At 37.1% G+C, this 19,797-nt stretch carries 17 protein-coding genes; 11 read left to right on the forward strand and 6 right to left on the reverse strand.

Translation table 11 applies throughout. The annotated features are described in order from the left end of the window. Window positions 1–52: 52 nt before the first annotated feature. Window positions 53–3,388, reverse strand: a complete 3,336-nt coding sequence (locus PKC21_09240) for a hypothetical protein (protein HMR25522.1) — start codon at window positions 3,386–3,388, stop codon at window positions 53–55. A gap of 176 nt (window positions 3,389–3,564) precedes the next feature. Further along, window positions 3,565–4,287 (reverse strand): hypothetical protein, encoded by a 723-nt coding sequence (locus tag PKC21_09245; GenBank protein HMR25523.1) that lies wholly within the window; start codon window positions 4,285–4,287, stop codon window positions 3,565–3,567. A 156-nt stretch (window positions 4,288–4,443) separates the two neighbouring features. On the opposite strand from PKC21_09245, the gene hpnC reads away from it, so the two are divergent. The 4 genes from hpnC to PKC21_09265 all read left to right on the forward strand — a co-directional run bounded on the left by hpnC (window position 4,444) and on the right by PKC21_09265 (window position 8,591). Continuing rightward, window positions 4,444–5,298: a squalene synthase HpnC gene (gene hpnC, locus PKC21_09250; GenBank protein HMR25524.1), complete on the forward strand. Its 855-nt coding sequence runs from the start codon at window positions 4,444–4,446 to the stop codon at window positions 5,296–5,298. Window positions 5,299–5,307: 9 nt separating this feature from the next. Further along, window positions 5,308–6,195 (forward strand): squalene/phytoene synthase family protein, encoded by an 888-nt coding sequence (locus PKC21_09255; protein HMR25525.1) that lies wholly within the window; start codon window positions 5,308–5,310, stop codon window positions 6,193–6,195. A 111-nt stretch (window positions 6,196–6,306) separates the two neighbouring features. Then, window positions 6,307–7,713, forward strand: coding sequence for a hydroxysqualene dehydroxylase HpnE (gene hpnE, locus PKC21_09260; GenBank protein HMR25526.1), 1,407 nt, complete (start codon window positions 6,307–6,309; stop codon window positions 7,711–7,713). After that, entirely contained in the window at window positions 7,710–8,591 is an 882-nt protein-coding gene (locus tag PKC21_09265) for an arginine deiminase-related protein (GenBank protein HMR25527.1), read from the forward strand. The genes hpnE and PKC21_09265 overlap by 4 nt, the downstream gene beginning before the upstream one ends. Window positions 8,592–8,663: 72 nt before the next feature. Here the strand turns inward: PKC21_09265 and PKC21_09270 are convergent, their stop codons facing one another. Further along, on the reverse strand, window positions 8,664–9,374 hold the full coding sequence (locus PKC21_09270) for a PilZ domain-containing protein (GenBank protein ID HMR25528.1): 711 nt from the start codon (window positions 9,372–9,374) through the stop codon (window positions 8,664–8,666). Between the two features lie 91 nt (window positions 9,375–9,465). Further along, entirely contained in the window at window positions 9,466–9,645 is a 180-nt protein-coding gene (locus PKC21_09275) for a hypothetical protein (GenBank protein ID HMR25529.1), read from the reverse strand. Between the two features lie 365 nt (window positions 9,646–10,010). Here PKC21_09275 and PKC21_09280 point away from each other — a divergent pair, with 365 nt between their 5' ends. Beyond that, entirely contained in the window at window positions 10,011–10,301 is a 291-nt protein-coding gene (locus PKC21_09280) for a PilZ domain-containing protein (GenBank protein ID HMR25530.1), read from the forward strand. A gap of 60 nt (window positions 10,302–10,361) precedes the next feature. On the opposite strand, the gene PKC21_09285 is transcribed toward PKC21_09280, so the two are convergent. After that, window positions 10,362–12,326, reverse strand: coding sequence for a glycerol-3-phosphate acyltransferase (locus PKC21_09285; protein ID HMR25531.1), 1,965 nt, complete (start codon window positions 12,324–12,326; stop codon window positions 10,362–10,364). 123 nt (window positions 12,327–12,449) lie between these two features. Between PKC21_09285 and PKC21_09290 the strand changes: the two genes are divergently transcribed. The 4 genes from PKC21_09290 to PKC21_09305 all read left to right on the forward strand — a co-directional run bounded on the left by PKC21_09290 (window position 12,450) and on the right by PKC21_09305 (window position 16,461). Then, the gene (locus PKC21_09290) at window positions 12,450–13,367 is read left to right on the forward strand and encodes an LD-carboxypeptidase (protein ID HMR25532.1); all 918 of its coding nucleotides are present in this window, start codon (window positions 12,450–12,452) and stop codon (window positions 13,365–13,367) included. Between the two features lies 1 nt (window position 13,368). After that, window positions 13,369–14,403 (forward strand): serine hydrolase, encoded by a 1,035-nt coding sequence (locus PKC21_09295; protein ID HMR25533.1) that lies wholly within the window; start codon window positions 13,369–13,371, stop codon window positions 14,401–14,403. A 302-nt stretch (window positions 14,404–14,705) separates the two neighbouring features. Then, on the forward strand, window positions 14,706–16,118 hold the full coding sequence (gene murC / locus PKC21_09300; GenBank protein HMR25534.1) for a UDP-N-acetylmuramate--L-alanine ligase: 1,413 nt from the start codon (window positions 14,706–14,708) through the stop codon (window positions 16,116–16,118). A 10-nt stretch (window positions 16,119–16,128) separates the two neighbouring features. Continuing rightward, entirely contained in the window at window positions 16,129–16,461 is a 333-nt protein-coding gene (locus PKC21_09305; GenBank protein ID HMR25535.1) for an EthD domain-containing protein, read from the forward strand. Between the two features lie 55 nt (window positions 16,462–16,516). Here PKC21_09305 and PKC21_09310 read toward each other — a convergent pair whose 3' ends face one another. Beyond that, complete coding sequence (locus PKC21_09310) at window positions 16,517–17,563, reverse strand: rod shape-determining protein (GenBank protein HMR25536.1); 1,047 nt, start codon at window positions 17,561–17,563, stop codon at window positions 16,517–16,519. A 172-nt stretch (window positions 17,564–17,735) separates the two neighbouring features. Between PKC21_09310 and PKC21_09315 the strand changes: the two genes are divergently transcribed. Both PKC21_09315 and PKC21_09320 read left to right on the forward strand, forming a co-directional pair. After that, on the forward strand, window positions 17,736–18,665 hold the full coding sequence (locus PKC21_09315) for a hypothetical protein (protein ID HMR25537.1): 930 nt from the start codon (window positions 17,736–17,738) through the stop codon (window positions 18,663–18,665). Window positions 18,666–18,752: 87 nt separating this feature from the next. Next, window positions 18,753–19,784: a hypothetical protein gene (locus PKC21_09320; GenBank protein ID HMR25538.1), complete on the forward strand. Its 1,032-nt coding sequence runs from the start codon at window positions 18,753–18,755 to the stop codon at window positions 19,782–19,784. Window positions 19,785–19,797 lie beyond the last annotated feature (13 nt).

Here is a 19,797-nt window from a genome sequence, read left to right on the forward strand (position 1 = left end):
TTATCAATAATTATATGATAACTTTAAGGGTTATCAGCTGAGAAAAAATGTTTTAACCTTCTAACCAGAAACCAAACTGAAACGCATTAAACTCACCGTAGGTTTGAAGATAGCCATCAAAAGATTTGTTAATGTCTATACCAGTACCTGGAAAAGTTTGGTCTCCTTGATAATGGAGACTGTTTTTATGGAGTATCACAGGGTCTTTAATGACCACTGCCGGCTGAGTATCCCTTACTTCTGTAACCACTTCAAAAGTATTGGTGATAGGATCAAGTGAAGGCTCAAACCGCAAGCGGCGCACTGTGTCTGCAAAGTGAAAACGGTCATTATTAATAGGTTTGCTGGCGGCGGTGATATCTCTATGATCTAAACTAAATTCACCGGTAAATTGAAAGTTGATACGGGTTGGAGGTTTATTTTTAATCGTTGCTACAACAATACCAGGCAAGTCTAAATAACTCCCAACTCTCTCCCCGTCATGTACATCAAAAGAAACAATGTCTAAACCTACTAAAAGCGCATTTTTTTTAGCGTTGCTTTCAATGACAATGTTTGAGTGAGGGTTTGATATTTTAAATACGCCAGCAATATCATCTTTGGCTGATGGTAAAGTGTCTAAAAAAGCCACATAATCATTTTTTGATAAGATACCTGTGTCCAAGGTATTAGAACAAATATAAACATTCCATAGCGTGCGTTTGGTGTTATTGGCTATATTTCTAATAGGATCTATAACCAATCTGTTTAACAGTTGTCCTACGTTGGGAACAGTTTGTGATAAATCAACCAACTTTTGCTGAGTTTTTTCAAAACCATCCACCAAAGTGTATCTTCCTTTTAAACTAACACCAAAACGATAGGCATAATTGTTACATAGCTCAATCATACTGCTCTTGCGAATCACAGTAGTACCGTACAAAGGATTTTCCTTTTTTGCTTGTGCAAGCACAGCATCATCGATTGATGGGCTCTGTCTAAAGTAGTCACCCGGATGATCGGTTTCTACTTCTTCAGAGCCTCGACGCATATTAGCTTCAAGATTTGCTATATCAATACTGTTATCTACGGCATTGTCTTTGACAACAGGTTCAACTGAGGCAATAATCTTAGCGCCCAAAGATTTAAAAATATCAATGTCATGCCGGGCATAACGTACTGAAGCAACGGACATGTCTCCAGTGATAAGGTAATCAAGTTTGTCAAAGGCGGATAAAAGAGGTGACGGTGGATAGCTTCTATGGGCAACATTTTTTGCTCCAATTTTTACCTGGACGCTACCATCAATCTCAGCATGAAGGTTTGCCAAGTCATTCAGAGGAATCATGAACTTGAGAACTTTTTGCGCTCGGGCATATTTTTTTTGGTCAATAGGAATTTGTGGACCCATGTCAGGGTTGGCGGTGTAACTGTAGTGAGTACCTTCAGCGTTGGGTAGAAAAAACAAAGTGTGTTGATCAAGGGTGCCCAACAATGTTTGACCAGTAATGGTTGTAAGGTTGGTAACGACTTCTGGAAAAGCAGTATAATACGCTTTATACCCAACCTCAATAACCATGTGTTTCTGCCCCGCATGATCCTCAACAACAATTGTTTGTTCTTCATTGTTTTCAAAAAACATGAGAGCTGCAGAAGCAGTCTCTTGAAAATTTTGATCGGTAAAACTGCCTTTGTAGTTTTCATCATTGAAGCATAAGTTGAGGGTATGTTGAGCGCCAGCTTTAGACTCCAATAAAGTTTTGGCGCTGTTATCGCCAAAGGTTTTATCGAGCAATCTATAATAATCGTTGTTTTCTAAGGTCTGATTTTTTGCCCGCAGTTGCTCTGGGCTCCACTCAAAAGCAACCAAATCTGGGCCCAAACAATCAGTACAGCTGATATTTAAGCTAAGTAAATTGTAGTCTTCAGGGCATTCAAGGTCAGTGCCATCAAAAGGATTAAAACTAGCATCAATACTGGCTTTAGGTTTATTAACAACCACAACAGGAGGCTCTTCTACGGATACAACATCGGCTGAAGTACCTCCTTGTAACCAAGAAGGCAGGGTATAGTAGGTGTCTTTATTTTTTTGAGTAACTTGAGAATTGACTGTTTCAGGTGAATTATCTCTTGTGTTATCTACAACAGTAGGTTTTTCAGACTCGCTAGAGTTTTCTCCAGAAGCAAGGTCTGCTACAGAAGCATTTTTAGCCATACTAGAGATGTCTGCAGCGCTAGGGACAACAACTCTACTAGTACCAGTATTGAGTAATACAGCACGTTCATTTTCTGGAAGAGACATGGCATTAAGATGATTTTGGATCCAAGTGAAGAAATTTTGTAAATCGGGGGTACCGTCTTCTCTTAATACATTAACTTTCATATAGATATTGCTGACACCAGCGGAGTCACTAGAAAATTGAACCTCATTCATGCCATTGAGTTCGGTTTTTTGGTCAGTTGGTATAATATATTGCCCTGGGGTAAAAAGGATCTTTTCATTTTCAGGGGTATCTTTATTAATGCCTTCACCTACTGCAGTGGCAAAGGAACCAAACTTTAGCTTTAAACTGCCAGGCAGTTGATCACCTGCAACAGTTTTTTCATATCGAGCGGTAATTTGTGAATCTTTGATGCTAGAATTAATCAAAGGATAGACAGCAACTTTTAGACTGCTTAAATCAACATTGGTGTCCGCTAGGGCTGGTTTGATATCTAGGAGGGTATTAATAAAATGGTGTTGTACCCAAGCCAGGGACAATGATGGTTCTTGTTGAAATAAAGGTTTCATGGGCGGGGCATAGGCAGTTTTTTGTGCAGCAAGGGTGTTATCTGTAATCCAACCGTAAATGGTTGGGTCATCTTCACTTTTTTGACAATAGTTAACCCACTGAACAATAGGCTCGCTTTTACCGGCAACAATTTCTTTTCCTAAATCATCACCGAAGATGGCACCCGCCAGAACTTCAAAGCTGTACTTTTCACTTTCTTTCTTATCTTTTTGGGCATCATCTAGTAAATTGCGGACAGCAGGTAAGTTTAAGCCAAGGTCACCTGAGATATGGGCAATTTTATGTAAAACAGGGCTATCCCCACATTCTTCAGCGATTTTACTAACAAAGGTTCCTAGAGCAATAGATTCACCGGATGAAAAACTGGCTGAAGCCAAAGCAGCGGCATCCTCTTCATCGTTACCAGAGTCACCCGTACCAGTCGTGTTGTTAGGGTCTTTCTTTTTAATGGAAATGGTTTGAAAACTTCCATCGCCATTAAGCATACTGGATCTATCTTTATCACCAGGCTTAGAAAGTGAACACGCAGATAGACTTATAACAAGTGCAAATACTGACAAGTGCTGTAGGTTTTTTGTTTTGGTCATAATATTTTTTATAGTTTGATTATGTTTCATGGTCCCACCTAATTTTTGCTCAGCATACACTATTTTTTAATAAAAATTAACTTTTTGAAAGTAAGCTGAGGATCAATAAAATAAAGGGTTTTAGCCATATTTTCTTGGCTCAAAACCTGATTTTTGACCAAATTTTGAGCCAGGTAACTTTTATGCTGCAAAAATAGGTGCATTTGTCAAGTTACCGATAAAGGTTGATTGAAGTGGAATTGAATTCTCCACAAAACGACATTCTCTTGGTCCAGTATTCTTTCACCGGTTTCTTCATTGAATAAAATAGCCAATGGTGCTTCACCAAAAAAATTAACCAGTTGTGCTACATCACAGTAAATTTCAATGGGCTCAGTGGTCATCATGGTGTTACCTGAACGTTCAATGACCCCGCGTACATTGCACCCAGTTTTTGGGGTGGTGCCATTGGTGGACTCAAAACCAGTAATGGTTATAACATTGCCTTCAACATCGCCAAGCAGGCCAGCAAAGTCTGGTGGGCGAATAAGCCCTTTTTCAATGACAATTTCTGGCGTTGCTAAAACATGTAAATCATAACTCGCGGCCATATCATACAGTAAGGTGCTTTCTTTATTATCACTTTGAACTGTTACTTCTAACATGGTTTTAAATAAATCTTCTGGGATAATTTCAAAATGATTGTTGGGGACTTGTGAAATAACCATTTGATCACCGCCTTTATTGGTGGTGAAAAAACCAAAGTTAACGCCATGGATGCCGGCATGCAGCTCTTTTAAGGCAAACTCAATGCGCATATCCCCCTGAAAAGATTCTACGGCCAAAGGTTTATTGGGGGCATCTACTTTTAAGCAACTGCATAAGCTAAACGTTATCCCCAATAAAAAAATGCGCTTTAAACATTTTAACATCAAACTTTGTGTTTTCATGGGCTCTGCTTTAGCAAAAAATCAATATTATTGCAAAGCGTTATTTTTTTAAAAAACCATGTCTTTTGTAAATGTCAAGCCAAAAATAACGCTAAGTAGCATAAATGCTAGACAAAAGTCTTTGCAAAACAAGTGCTTACAGCATAAACAAATCATATGGCAAATATACTTCAATCCATCAATGCTGAAGCATTGGCTAAAACCCATTATGAAAACTTTCCAGTAGCACGTTTTGTTCATAAATCACTTAAACCGGCCATTTATGCCATTTACGCTTTTGCCAGAACAGCCGATGATTTTGCAGATGAACCTGAGTTTGAAGGGCAAAGGTTGCAGCTTTTGCAACTTTGGCGTGAACAACTGCATCAATGTATACAAGGTCAAGCTGAATTGACAGTTTTTAAAGCCTTACTGCCAGTGATTCATGAAAGTAAGCTGCCGGTAAAATGGTTAGAAAATTTACTGGATGCCTTTGAATATGATGTTAGACACCCACGGCATCAAAGTTTTAAAGAATTAATTGACTATGCCCAATTGTCAGCCAATCCAGTGGGCCGCTGTGTGTTATTTTTACATGACTATAAAAGTGAAGCCTTGTATGAACAATCAGATGCACTGTGCACAGCATTGCAGTTGACCAATTTTTGGCAAGATGTTGGTTTGGACGCGCAAAGACAGCGCTTTTATTTACCGCAGAATATGTTAAAAGAGTATAACTGTACCGAAGAGCAGTTAATCAATTGGCAATTTAGCCATGGCTTACAAGCCCTGATGCAGGCTGTGTGCTTAAAAACACAAAGCTATTTTGATCAAGCGCAAAGTTTGGCCCAAAACTTACAATTTCCCTTATCTTTGGAAGTGTCTTTGACGCACCTAGGTGGACAGGAAATTTTAAATAAGATTGTGGCCCAAAACTACAACACATTAAACAATAGACCAAAGTTGAATAAATTGTCTTTTGTTAAATTATTTTTTAAAAGCCTATGGGGACGACATAAAAAGTTGTCCTAAAAAATATAAGTGAGTAAACAAAATGACTCAAAACTAACCATGCAAGCAAGATTACAAAGAAAAAAATCCAGTTTTTCCAAAGCATTTTGGGTGGTGAACGCACAGCAGTTTTGGGCTTTGGAAACCTTGTATGCCTATTGTAGAGAAATTGATGATATTGTTGATGAAGCTCAAGACATTCAAAGCGCAGCTAAAGCTCTACAAGCATGGGAAGATTTTTTATTAAAAAAGGTGCCTGCCTACAGCGAGTTAGAACAAGACATAGGACAAATGCTACTTATGTTTCCTAAGGTTAAAGTAGCAGACTTGCTTTGGATTATCAAAGGCATGCGCAGCGACTTACATAAACATCGATATGAAAGTTGCCAAGAGCTTTTGGACTATTGTGATAGTGTGGCCAGTGCAGTGGGTTTATGTATTTTAGCTATCATGGATTTGAATCGTGAACGCTATTATGATTTTGCTTTGTCCACAGGGAGAGCCTTACAGTTGACCAATATCATGCGTGATCTTAAAGAAGATGCCGGGCGCAACAGAGTCTATATTCCAAAAGAAATTCTTCAAGTCAGTGATTGCAATGAAGAACAAGTCTTATCCGGAGATGATGTCAAGGGAGGTCTGACAAAAATGATGATAAGGATGGACAAATGGGCGCAAGAAGAATATGAAAAATCTGAAAAATTTTTATTTGAGCGCATAGAGGATGAGGTCAAAAGTTTACCTGCCCAGATTATGCGCAAAACGTATCAATGTTTGTTAAAAAAGATACGTGATAAAAACTACAAAGTTTATGCAAAAAAAATTAAACTGAGTTTTTATGAAAAAATTTATGTATTGATGTGGTCTTTTTGGCATTATTGCTCGTACCAAGTGAAGCAGTATCGGGCAAAGGCTTGATAAATAAAGCTTTTAAGCAGTTGAGTTAAAAGATTACAAGCAACTTTTTTATAAGTTGCTACATGAATATGATGAATAATGATGATTGGGTAGTAAGTGGGTGAGACTGTTATGAAGAATGAAAAAGTTTGGGATTGTATAGTTGTTGGTGCCGGTGTTTCAGGTTTAGCATGTGCAAGCAGTTTAGCCAAAAAAGGTAAGTCAGTATTGGTGTTGGAAAAATCACCTTTTTTAGGTGGAAGAAGTTCGTCAGTATTGAATAAACGGGTAGGAGCTGTCTTGGATAACGGCCAACATATTCTTATGGGCTGTTATCAAGAAAGTAAACGTTTTTTAAAACGCATAGGTTCAAGCAAAGACGTTCAGTTTTTAAAGAAAGAACCAATTATTCTTAAAGGCTTGGAGAAACAAGGTGTTTTTTCAATTGGAAGTGGTAATGCAATTTGGAGTTTGTTTTGGGCAATGATGCAATTTAAAGCCATTCCATTCTTTGATCGTTTTAAAGTGATAAAAGTTGGAAAAGCCTTAAAAGAAGAAAAAATAGAAAATTTAAGAAATAAAACTGCCAAGTCATGGTTGGAGGAGCTCCATCAAACGCAAATTCTGCTGGATCGTTTTTGGCAGCCATTGTGCTTAGCAACTTTAAATCAAAGCATGGATCAGGCCTGTGCAGCTGAACTTGTGGTGGTGTTAAAAAAAACATTTTTAAGCTCAGACCCTGAAGCCAATAGCATTGGTTTGGCTAATAAAGGCTTAAGTGAGGTTCTAGCATTGCCAGCTAAACAGTTTATTGAAAGCAAGCAAGGTAAAGTTCTTAACCGTGCGGCAGTGATATCGTTTTATAAAACCAGAGAAAAAATATATGAGGTTGAAACAGATCAAGAAGTCTTTTTTAGTAAAAAGTTGGTTTTGGCCCTCCCCCCAGATCAGTTATTGTTTTTAGCAAGAGAATCACGCATTAAAAAACTCTTGGATAGTCTACGCTATATCACCAATTTAAAAGCATCTCCTATTGTTACAATTTATGTAAAATTAAAAAAACAAGAAGATAGAAAAACATTTTTTTCCATTAATGAAAAACAGTCAGCAAAAATGGTAGGTTTTTGGAACAGTCCACTGCATTGGATGTTTGATCGACCTGCATTTATCACAGATAAAAAAGATGAATATATCAGTATGATAACATCGGCAGCAGACACTTGGATAGATAAGAAGCCCAGTCTTATCTTTTCAGAAGTATGTAAAACATTGGATGCTTTGTATAATATTCAGTTTAAAAACATGGTTGAACATTATTATATTCGTAAAGAAGCCAAGGCTACATGGGTACTAAAAAATTTACGTTACAAAACCAATATTAAAGAAAGAACCTATGATCCTGATCTTTATTTATGTGGTGATTGGCTAGATATTGAATTGCCCAGTACCATTGAAGCGGCTGTAAGAAGCGGACAAAGGGTTGCCAAACATATTTTAAGACATAATAAAAAAACAGATGGTAGCAGGAAAAAACAATGAAAAAAGTTATTTGTAACATTGAAGACAAAACAACAGCTGAAAAGCGAGAAATTCCATTAAGTAATGTGATTATGTGTCCCCCAACATATTTTAAAATTATCGATGTAAAGAATATTCATATGCAGGGACAAATTGGAAACGTTGATCATGACAAAGCTCTTGCCCAGTGGAACGCTATGAAACAAGCGGTAATTGATGAAGGTTATGTTGTTTACGAGATTGATCCAGTAGAAAACTTAGAAGATATGGTTTTTGCAGCCAATCCAGCCTTTGTTGGCCGAAACAGTCAAGGTGAAAAAATTGTTTTACTCTCTAATATGAAGCATGCTTCAAGAAAAAAAGAAGTGAGCAGTTATGCGCAGTGGTTTGAAGAGCATGGATATCAAGTGAAAAACTTACCCAATGCCGACTATAACTTTGAGGGTAATGGTGATGCATTATGGCATCCACAGAAGCATTTAATTTGGGGAGGCTATGGATTTAGAACAGAGTGGGAAGTATATGATGAGATTTCTAAAATATACGATGCTCCAGTATGTAGAGTTAATTTACAAAAACCGCATTTTTATCACTTGGATACATGTTTTTGCCCATTAAACTCAGAGAGTATTTTATATTACCCAGAAGCATTTGACCAAGCTGGAATAGATTTAATAAAGTATTACTTTAAAGATCCTATTGAGGTTGATCAAGATGAAGCTCAGCAAAACTTTGCCTGTAATAGTATGGTTTTAGGGAAAAGTGTTTTTATTCAAAAAGGAAGTCCTAAAACAGTGGCTGCTTTAAAAGAAAGAAACTTTAAAGTCATAGAGCTCGATACTTCTGAATTCATGAAGTCCGGTGGAAGTGTGTTTTGTATGAAGTTACAAGTCTATTAGAATAACCGAGTTTACACAGTCTTTTGTAAAAATAAGATTAACTTGGGTTTGTCAAACAAAGGGTCTAAATACTTAATCTGCAAAATGATTGAGTTTAATTCGGATGTCGTCTTCGGATTCGTTGATTTGTAGAGGTAAGCCTAAGACAGCCCAGTCTGGTTGAAATGAAGCGTCATCACTGCTGAGAATTTTAGTTTTAATTTGTAAGTCTTTGTATTGATCTACAATAGAAAACGCAAGTATAAGGTTATCGCCTGGAATTTTTAAGGTTGAGATATTGAGAAAAATTTTATGATCACGAATTTTCTCCAGTACAAACTGTTTGGCTTGTTCTTGGGTATCAAAAGAGACTAAAATTTTTCTGGTATTGCAGCCCTGTTTTTTACGCTCATTTAAAATCATCTTTGTTGCGGAGGCATCAGAATCTTGAGTATCCATCATCTCAATTTTATAAATATACTCTAGCCAATACATATAGGCCTGTGAATCAATCTCTAAAAACTGTATACCCATAGAGTGGAGGTTGTTTTCATGGTTTACACGTACAACACGTGCAGTGATAGGAACAATTTTTTTATGTGGTGGGAGCGCTGTTTTGAGCTTAATAACAGCTCCCATGCTTAAAGCTTCAGTTCCTTGAATAAGCATACCGTGGTGACTCACATTAAGGCTTTGATATCTAGCTTGAATGGGATGATTAACAGCAATAGGTAGTTTGGCTGATATACGAGAGCTTGCAAATTTTCTAAGTTCTAGCAGCCTTTTTTGTTGATCGTTAGACATAAAGTATAAAAGTTATAAGTAATAGATTGAGTACGGGTTAATAAAATTTAAAACGGCATAAAAAACTTTATACCGTTTTAAAAGGTAAGAATTATAGATCTTGTGCTTTTAATGTCGTACGTTTGTTGCCTTTGGCTCTTTTGCAAGCTTCTTCAACTAACGCTTTTACTTTTACGTTTAATGCTGGAAGCAACTCTGAAGAGGTCATGCACTCTTTTGATTTGATAAGTTCTCTGATTTTACTTCCTACAATAAGATCTGTATTGGACATTTCGACTCCTTTTTAACTAAATTATAGATTACAATCACATCATAATGTGACAATAAAAGCAGATTAACCAGCTTTGCTTGGACTAGCAAAGAATTTCATCAAATTTTTTAGGTTTTTTATGGACTTGATTAAGAGGGAGTCTTTTTCCATTAGTATAGTAATATAGCATCAGCTAGTTTAAGATAAGTCGTATGGGTGAGACCTAGGCAACAAGACCTTGAGATTTTTGTGTCGCGTCTAAAAATATGGTATAAAGAAGCGATAGAAATATTAAGCACTTATGTTGTAGCTTGTTTTGGCACGGTTTGTGCTTAACTGCTTAGGTAAGATAGCAATATTGAAAAAATGGCTTAGGAGAGCGTATTATGGCAACAATTGAAAAAAGAAGAGAAAATAGAAACAGCGGAGAATCACTGGTCTGCTTTGAAGGGGATAATTTTTCTATTTTTTCAAAATTACACGACTTTAGTGACCATGGAGCATTTATTGCTACACATTATTTATTGGACCCAGGGACACAAGTTACTTTGTCTTTTATCGATGGTCGCTTGAAAGACAAAAAACGCAATGCTAAAGTGATTCATTCTAGTGCTGCAAAGTTAATTAATGGCAAACCAATTGTAGGTTTAGGTTTGGAATTTGTGGGAGAAGCTTAATCATAAGTTGTCAAAAGCCATTGAGTTTATAAAAAAGCCCCCTATATTTAGGGGGCTTTTTTATAGGTTTAAGTTTTGACAAAAATTAAATATATCTTGCCAGTCTTGCTGTGAGAGTTTTGGCTTGATTCGTTTAAAGTCATGTTCAAAAAGTCTTTTGAGGTTGTGGGGAAGGCTAAATACGTCTTCATCAATATTATTTTGCGCATCAAATTGGCTTTGTTGATATGCATGGTTGGCAATGAAAGAAAGTTCAGGAATCAGGAGCTGTTGTAACCAGAGTTTGAGGGCTCTGTTTTTGATGTGTACCTGATAACGTGGATTGAGATTTAAACCGGGGTTCCAAGCACATAAAAGTCTAAAAAAACTTTCAGGATAGTCATGTGGATTGAGTTGCAGTAACCAATGCTGAAAAATGGTATGAATAGAAGTGTTTCGTAAATAAAAAAGTTTGGCAAACTTCTTTTTATTCAAACGTACACTGTTTTTATCTCTTGATAAAATGTCGTGTCTTCTAAACAAATGTAACATACGTTTAAAAGATTTATGTGGCTTTATTGTTTTATCTTCATGGAAAAAGTGATCAATAAGTTGGTGGTAGTCTTGAAGTAAATAGTCTATGTAAATCGGTTCATTGATATCTTTGGTATAAAATAATTGTTTAAACAAAGCTATAGCTAAAACAAAACCTCTTGAGCAAGCAGTAACGCTAGCGATATCACGCAAAATATCTTTTGCCAGCAGTTGAATGCTACTTTTTTCTAGGGCATGATTTTTAAAAAAATCTTGGGCAGAGATGCCTTCATGAAAATGCAAGCGCACCCTACCACAGCGACGCAAGACTTTTGGAAAAGACCAAATAAAACTAAATATATTTTCTTTCTTTTTTTTAGCTCCAGCAAGTTGTCGTGTGATTTCTGTTAATTCAGGAATATAATCATAGTTAATACTGACAGGCACAAAAACAATATCGTTATTTTTTTCTAAAGCCTGCAATTGATAGGTTAGAATTCCCAGTTTAGGATCAAGTAACTTTCCCGTTCGTGAACGCCCACCTTCAAAAAAAACAGCCTGCGGTATTTTTTCAACAACCAAATAACGGATGTATTGGGCAAGTAAAAAGGCATAATGTTTATTGCTGCCAATACTACGCCGGATAAAAAAAGCGCCTAAGCGGCTTAAAATGGGTCCAACTGGAAAAAAAGATAGATTGATGCCAGCTGCAATGTGAGGAGGAAAAAAAGAATACTTATAAAGGGAAATGGATAGCAATAAATAGTCAATATGACTTTTATGGTTAGGGACATAAACAACGGAGGCATTGGTTAAATGTTTGCGTAAGCCAGGGGCATTGACAAACTTGATTTCAAACGGTTTAAAAATTTTAAGACAAAATAGTTTAACAGTTAAATAGGCCAAAGCACCCAATACATGATGAAATGAACCGATCATATCATTAAGAATTTGATTCACTTGTGATTTTTTTAATTTGTTTTCTATGGTTTCATTTTGGTAGTAGCTGGTTTGTAATAGTTCTTTGATGGTTTGAGATTTTTGTAGGCCTGGGCCACACACCGATTGAATCATTTTTTGTTTTTTAAGTGTTAATGATTGTTCAGTGGAGTTGGCTAAGATTTTTACAAAAGAAATATAAACTTTAAAATGCACCAACCTGCCCAAAATATTGGAACAGATATAAAAAAGAATGGATTGTAATAGACTGATTTTTTCTATTTGAATGTAGTTGTCATAACTAAAAACATTACAACTGTATAAGTTCCGATGATTTTTTTGATCTAAGAGCAAACTAAAATCAGATATAAAATGAATATTATTGCTTGAAATTTTAAACTGTTTGACTAAACAGCGCTCAATTATTTTGCGAAGAAGTGCCGGGTTGTTTTGAGTTAAGACAAAAGTATATTGTTTTTGTGGATCAATATAAAAATTATCCAAATAAACCGGAACGGTATTGGTATGAATAATGAGGTATTGTTTGATTCTATTGAAGAAATCTTTATTCATTTTTAAACCTCAACGATAAGTATCTTATACACAGAGATAAAACAAGTTTACTTAAAATTGGATAAATAGAATAAGATATCAATAATCTATGCTATGATGGCTTTTTAAAACTACGATACAATCATGAAAAAACCTGCTGGATTACTAAAAAAAGATCGTGTGTATATGGTTGCCTGTAGCAGCCCATTTGATCAACAAAACTTTAAAAACGCCAAACAGTATCTGTCTGACGCTGGATTAAAAGTCACTTATGCTAGGAGCGTTTTTGCTAAACGTCACTATTTGGCCGGGACAGACAAACAACGTTTGCAAGGCATGCAGCAAGCCTTAAAAGATAAAAAAGCCAAAGCCTTGTTTTTTGCCAGAGGCGGTTATGGATGTACAAGGATTTTGCCCTTTACAATTGATCAGGCGTGGCCAGATAAAATTATTATGGGTTTGAGTGATGTGACCCCTTTATTAAATTGGTACGCGCTGAAAAAAAAATGTCAGACCATCCACGGACCGGTTTTATGTGGAGAACAATTTCATAGTTTAAATTTAAGACAAAAAAATCATATACTGGGATTGCTTTCTTACCCCGGAAAGAAACAAATTTTACAGATTGAAAGAGATTACAAAGTTCACAAAGTTAAAAGCGGCAAAGCAAGAATTTTGGGGGGTAATTTAAGTATGTTGTGCAGTTCAGTGGGTACTAGCTATGCAGTGAAACCTAAAAATGCATTTCTCTTTTTAGAAGAGGTGAATGAGCCAGCTTACAAAGTGGATAGAATGTTGACACAGTTGTTTCAGACTGGGTTTTTAAATGAATGTAAAGCTGTATTTTTAGGGGATTTTACAGATCTTAACGGTGATTTTCATGCCAATGCTTGGTTATTGGCTTTGATTCAGGACTTAATGAAAAAACAAAAGATTAATATACCTATTGTGTATGGCTTAAAAAGTGGACACGTCCATGCCGATATTTTATGGCCAATTGGTGGATGGGTAGAGATTGCAAAAAATGGTAAACAAATAGTTATAGATTGTTTGGTGCAATGATATGCAAACTGTAATTAAACGGGTTGATCAAGCAATTGCTGAGCATTTGTGTACGGCATGTGCGGTGGCTATTTTTGATCAGTATAAGGCTGAACAATATTATTTTGGCTATCACAGCCAAGATAAAATTCATCGTACCAGTCAAGAGAGTATATTTGATTTGGCTTCACTGACCAAAGTGTTAGCCACGGGATCTTTTTTAGCAGAGTTGATTGAAAAAAAAATTATACGTCCAGATCAAAAATTCAACTTTGATAATAAAGAACAGTTTTATTATTTACAAGATTTGATGACGCACCAAGCGGGCTTTGTGGCGTGGTTAAATTTTAAAGTTTTGTGTAGCGGGGATGTAAGTCTACTGAAAAAAGTTGTAGCAGAACTGCGTCCAGAATTTGAAGCCGGTAAAAAAAGTATTTACTCAGATGTTGGTTTTGTTGTGATGATGCATTTATTGGAACAAAGTTTAGGACAAAGTTGGCAAAAACTCATACAAAATTTTTTATGCTCTCAGCCTGATTTTTCAAATTTATTTTTTGCTCAAAGTAATGATAAAGTAGAAAAAACTACTCTGAACTTTGTTGCAACTGAAAATTATTCACATCGCCCTAGCTTAGGTTATGTCAATGATGAAAACTGTTATTTTATGGGAGGGATCAGCAGCCATGCCGGATTGTTTGGAACGCTTCCAGCCTGCATCAAAGCTGGGCAAGCTTGGTTAAAAGCTATCAAAGGCAATTCAGATTGGTTGAGTGAAGAAACAGCCAAGATGATGACATCTCCCATAACTGCTCAAGATGGAACAGTTAGAGCCATGTGTTGGGATAAACCTAGTAATCAAGGACACGGATCAACCGCAGGAAAATATATTTCAAGTCAGGGTTTTGGCCATCTTGGCTATACAGGAACCTCTATTTGGATTGATCCTGAAAAAAATCAAGGCGTAATTATCTTAGCCAACAGAGTACACCCCAAAGATGATCATGTAGATGAATTCCGACAATTTAGAAAAGACATGCACAATATGATATGGGCATAAAATTAAAATAAAGACGAGATTTTAAATTGAAGTCAACCCGGGTGGGATGAATTGGACAAAAACGACGTTTTTTGTCCAAGAAGGGGGGAGAGAATCCCCCCTTGAGAAACAAAAAGTAAAGAGCGAAGCGGGTGAAAAGACATACACAATATGATATGGGCATAGAGCTAGATTGAAGTAGGGTATTTTTTATGGACGTTTGGCAGATCGGGCTTATGCCCTCAAGGTCTGCATATACCATAAAACATAATCTCTATCTTTGTTGCTATGGCTAAAAAAGATTGAACTGTAAGGGAATAGGAATGGAAAATAAAACGGTATATTTGATGGGTATTGGCGGTATGGGTATGGTGGCTTTGGCGGGTTTATTTAAAGCCAAAGGCTGGCAAGTGACCGGTTCTGATAAAGGAGAAATTTATCCACCGGCTAGTACAGAGCTTGAACATTTGAGCATAAAAGCTATTGCTGGTTATGATGCTAAAAATATTACAAAAGATTTAGATTTGGTGATTGTGGGAAATGTGATCAGCAAAGGGCATCCTGAGTATGAGCGTGTTTTAGAACTCAAGATTCCTTATACATCCATGGCACAGGCCTTGGGTGAATATTTTGTACAAGACAAATCTTCGGTGGTGGTTTGCGGTACGCATGGTAAAACCACAACAGCATCTTTGATGGCGTATATTCTTAATCAATTGGGTGAAGATCCTGGGTTTTTTATTGGCGGTATTCCACACCAATTTAAACAAGGCTATCAATTGGGGCAGGGACAATATTTTGTGCTTGAAGGAGATGAGTACGATACCGCTTGTTTTGAAAAAACGCCCAAGTTTTTGCATTATAAAACCCAGCACTTGTTGTTGACCAGTATAGAATTTGATCATGCAGATATCTATGAATCTTTGGCTCAAATTAAAGATCAATTTAGAAAATTATTTGAACAAATTTCAGACAACAAAGCCATGGTGGTCTGTGGGGATGATCAAAATATTAGGATGCTGATGCAAGAGTATCCAGACAAACAGTTTATTAGCTATGGTGAGAGAGAAAGTAATGATTGGTATGTCAAAGATTACACTTATCAAGGTGACGGGATTTTTTGTTACGAATTTTATAAGCAAGATGAAAAATTAGCAACAATTAAAACTAAAATGATGGGCAAACATAATGCTATCAATGCTCTAGGCTGTATGGCGCTCTGTGAAACAATGGGCTTAGATCTTCAAAAAGTGGCACAAGCCATTGGCAGTTTTGAGGGGGTAACCCGTAGACAGCAACACTTATCATCTCATGGCCAAGTGCATATTTATGACGATTTTGCTCACCATCCAACGGCGGTGGAAAAAACGCTAGCAGCATTTAAACCCATAGCGCAAAAAAATGGTGGTAAGCTGTGGGCCTTGTTTGAACCGCGTTCCAATACCTCTAGAAGAAATACTTTTCAAAATGATTGGCCTATAGCATTTAAAGAGGCTGATGTTGTGCTCATGACCAAAGTTTATGAAAAAGCCGATGGGCTAAAAGATAAACTGGATGTCCAAAAATTAAAAGAAGACTTACAAGCACAAGGAAAGACAGTGTTTTTGCCGCAAAACAAAGAGGAACTGGTGCAGCTGGTAACAAGCCATGCAAAAGCAGGAGATACACTTTTGTTTATGTCCAATGGTGATTTTGGCAATGCAAGGGAAGCCGTGGTTGAGCATTATCAGTCCTAGGGAGATATCGATGTTTACAATTTTAGTGGTGGTTAGAAAAAAAGAAAACATCAGCACAGAAGAGTTTCGCAGAGTCTGGAAAGAAGAGTATGGTCCGTTTTATGCTAAAATGCCTGAGGTCAAGTCTTATAAACAGTATCATCTTACAGACAGAAGAAAAGATGAAACTGAGGACCCCATTGATGGGGTTGCAATGTTAAGCTTTGATTCTGAAGAAGCAATGAAAAAAGCGTTTAGCACAGAGCTCTACAAGGAAGCTGCAAAAATTAGAGAAAGTATCATGCGTGAAACGGCTGTGGGGGTGCATGTGACTTCCATCGATGAAATCGTAGCAATCGTTTAGTGCAAAAGTACTAAAAGGTAGCCGGTGTACCTTTTAGTATTGTTCATTTAAAACCTTAAAATAATCGTTTATGATTAATCAATAAGTCTTTTAACTCATCAAAACGTTCTAAAACTTTGCCGCTGCCAAGGACCACACAGGATAGAGGGTCTTGCGCTATTTTAGCGGGTAGACCGGTTTCTTGCTCTATCAGAACATCAATATTTTTAATCAAGGCACCGCCCCCTGTTAACACTATGCCTTTATCATGAATATCAGAAGCAAGCTCAGGCGGTGTTTTTTCTAAAGCAATTTTAATGGCATCAATGATGGCCCGCACAGGCTCTTGCAAAGTTTCACGAATTTCAGTGGAAGAAAATTTAATCACTCTAGGCACACCACGCACCAAATCGCGACCTTTGATTTCTAAATAACTTTCTTCTTCTGAAGGAGCTAGCTCACCCAATTCAATTTTAATGCGCTCAGCTGTACGCTCACCAATCAGTACAGAGTACTTTCTTTTGGTGTAATTGATGATGGCTTCATCCATTTTATCACCGGCAATGCGTACAGACTTAGCAAACACAATGCCGCTTAAAGAAATAACGGCCACTTCAGTTGTGCCGCCACCAATATCCACCACCATATTACCGGAAGCTTCTTTGATGGGCATGTCTGAACCAATGGCAGCTGCAACGGGTTCCTCAATAAGGTACACTTCTCTAGCACCAGCAGAAAGCGCAGATTCTTCTACCGCTCTGCGTTCTACATCAGTCACACCAGAAGGTATGCAAATAATAATTCTGGGTCTAACCAAGCTTTTACGCTGATGGGCTTTTTCTATGAAATATTTGAGCATGGCCTCTGTGGTGGCAAAGTCTGCAATGACACCATCTTTAATGGGCCGAATGGTTTCTATGTATTGTGGGGTTCTACCCACCATTTCTTTGGCTTCTTGACCCACAGCAATGACTTCTTTTTGATCAGTATCATTGTTTTTAACCGCAACCACAGAAGGCTCATTGATGATGATGCCACGGCCGGGTTGATAAACCAAAATATTGGCTGTTCCTAAATCAATGGCTAAATCGGAAGAAAATAAAGCAGCTAAACTTTTAAACACAAGCACATTCCTCAATAAAGTTAATCATTTGCCTAAACTACCACCTATTTCACATACTGTAAAAAACAATGCTAGACAACCAAATGCTTATTTTTGTGCAATTATAAAGGGATAGCACCAGCATGAATTTTAAGTATTTGACACTGCTAACGCTCTACATTATTAGGTTCATATGCGCGTAGTGGGGAACTGGTGTTTATTATTTACTTTTGTGATGACTTTGACCTATGCAAAAGATGAGACAGATTTATTGGGATATGTTGGTCAAGCTATGTGTGGAATAAAAGTAGATAGACTGATAGATCCAGATTTAATTCCGTTCAAGCAATTGCAAGAGTTGTTTGATAATAATATGAAAATAACTGATCGGGTTACAGTAATAGATGCAAAGCCTTCTTATGCGCAATGCGTGGCAGCTTTACAGGGAAAATGTTTGGCATTAAAAAAAACACTATACACAGCTGCGTTTAACAATGGACTTATTTTAGGTGAGGCAAAAATTTTTGATTATCATTGTTATGAGAGAGATGAGACCAACGATGATCCTTCACCCTACCTAAAACCTAGACCATCATATTATCCGAAATTTAATCCTGAAGATTACCATAATCCAAACTTCAGTGATATCCCCTGGAGTGACCCGGCCTATACGCCAAGATATCCACGAATAAAAGTGCCTGAGTTTGACTGGGTGATAAACTATATCAAAGACCATTGGCAAGAGTTTACTTTGGGTTTAACCTTGGCCATACTGACGGCAGTTACGGTCTATTTTGGAGGCAATGCTTTTTTAGCGTTTATCACCGGAGGCGCTAGCCTCCCTAGTTTGGGTGCAACCGCGCCTATTTTAGCAGCAGTCTTGGTTGCTATTTTGATGAAACATGGACATTTAAAAAACTTGCCCAGTGATGTTCCAACTGCATCCATTGAGGGTTTAATCTTTGAGATGGATGAAGAGAACAATCAATTGTGTTTTAGTGGCAGCGTAAATCAACAACAACTAGACCATGCTTGTGTTGATATGAATGAATTGCAAACACTTTATTTTGATATTGTACAACAAATGGATGTCAATAAAGATCTTACAGCCAAGGATGAGTAACTGATGGCCAACAGTAATTACTAGTTAAAAAATATTATGTCTTGACGCAAAAAGTTTAAATCAAGTAAGTCAAAAAGTAGAATGATCTTGCAAATAAAAGTTAGAGTTTTAAGTCTTATGGTGTTGATTGGAATGAGCTTATTTCAAAATACATATGCGAATACGACGACTGCAGGTGGATGGATGGGGCCAGGGACTTGTCATATAAAAGTTAGCAAATTTACGGTCAAAGGTGGCGCAGCAGCAGCAATTAAAAAACATATTTGGGACAATGAAGGGCACATTGTTTCAACCGTTCATTGTGTGGTGGCACAAGAATCAAGACAATTGTGTAGAGAGGACTTAGAGTATCACTGTTCTAGCAAAGCTAGAAGACATTTTCTAAGCTTTGACGGTGACTTTGAGTATTCTCATACCTTTATCAGTGAAGATCAATGCACATACACAGATGAAGGCGAGCCAGAGTTAGATCCACAAACCAGGCCCAGCGCTATTATTCGTGAATTAAAACCAAGAAATAGAAATCTGTATGAAGACTTTCCTTCTCAGCTGCAGCCAGGTTGGTTACTGGAAAATTTACCGGATGCTTTATCTGAGTATATTAATTTAGAGCGCTTTACCCAATGGTTTGATGGTTTTGTTGAGGAGGTGTTGCATATTTTGGATGAGATGAGTCGTGTTGGTGGCTATTGGATGCAGCAGCTATCAGATATACTATGGAAACTTTTGGTTATCTCTGTTGTTGCTGCGGTGGTGTTGATGTTAACGCCGGCAAGTGCTTTGGCTGGCTTAGCGCAATTGGCAGCCGTGGCCTTGTTAATTATTTCTGTGGCTGGAGCCAGTGGAATAAACTTTGATAAAAACAAACTCAATCCAGCATTCAAAGGCGGTCCACAAGCGTTTTTAGGTTTTGAATACATAATAGACAATCAATTGGTAAAAAATAACGATGGGCAAGTTTTGGGTAGTGTGAGTGTTTCGTATCAACTAGAAGAAAATAATAGAGTCAATCAACACCAAATCTTTTTTAAAGCTGAAAAACACCAAGTTGTATTTAAAATTTATAAAAATGGAGAAGCATTCATTAATAAAAGCTGGGCTATAAAAAACCCAGCCTAATTATAGTTTTTAA

Source organism: Oligoflexia bacterium (genome assembly GCA_035326705.1).
In the GTDB taxonomy this organism is placed as follows: domain Bacteria; phylum Bdellovibrionota_G; class JALEGL01; order JALEGL01; family JALEGL01; genus JALEGL01.

Bases quoted from the DNA above. Each gene is read 5' to 3' on its own strand.
- PKC21_09240 (HMR25522.1), bottom strand. From the start codon at position 3,388: ATGAAACATAATCAAACTATAAAAAATATTATGACCAAAACAAAAAAC.
- PKC21_09315 (HMR25537.1), top strand. From the start codon at position 17,736: ATGCGCGTAGTGGGGAACTGGTGTTTATTATTTACTTTTGTGATGACT.
- hpnC (HMR25524.1), top strand. From the start codon at position 4,444: ATGGCAAATATACTTCAATCCATCAATGCTGAAGCATTGGCTAAAACC.
- PKC21_09270 (HMR25528.1), bottom strand. From the start codon at position 9,374: ATGTCTAACGATCAACAAAAAAGGCTGCTAGAACTTAGAAAATTTGCA.
- hpnE (HMR25526.1), top strand. From the start codon at position 6,307: ATGAAGAATGAAAAAGTTTGGGATTGTATAGTTGTTGGTGCCGGTGTT.
- PKC21_09305 (HMR25535.1), top strand. From the start codon at position 16,129: ATGTTTACAATTTTAGTGGTGGTTAGAAAAAAAGAAAACATCAGCACA.
- PKC21_09290 (HMR25532.1), top strand. From the start codon at position 12,450: ATGAAAAAACCTGCTGGATTACTAAAAAAAGATCGTGTGTATATGGTT.
- PKC21_09295 (HMR25533.1), top strand. From the start codon at position 13,369: ATGCAAACTGTAATTAAACGGGTTGATCAAGCAATTGCTGAGCATTTG.
- PKC21_09265 (HMR25527.1), top strand. From the start codon at position 7,710: ATGAAAAAAGTTATTTGTAACATTGAAGACAAAACAACAGCTGAAAAG.
- murC (HMR25534.1), top strand. From the start codon at position 14,706: ATGGAAAATAAAACGGTATATTTGATGGGTATTGGCGGTATGGGTATG.
- PKC21_09245 (HMR25523.1), bottom strand. From the start codon at position 4,287: ATGAAAACACAAAGTTTGATGTTAAAATGTTTAAAGCGCATTTTTTTA.
- PKC21_09275 (HMR25529.1), bottom strand. From the start codon at position 9,645: ATGTCCAATACAGATCTTATTGTAGGAAGTAAAATCAGAGAACTTATC.
- PKC21_09280 (HMR25530.1), top strand. From the start codon at position 10,011: ATGGCAACAATTGAAAAAAGAAGAGAAAATAGAAACAGCGGAGAATCA.
- PKC21_09285 (HMR25531.1), bottom strand. From the start codon at position 12,326: ATGAATAAAGATTTCTTCAATAGAATCAAACAATACCTCATTATTCAT.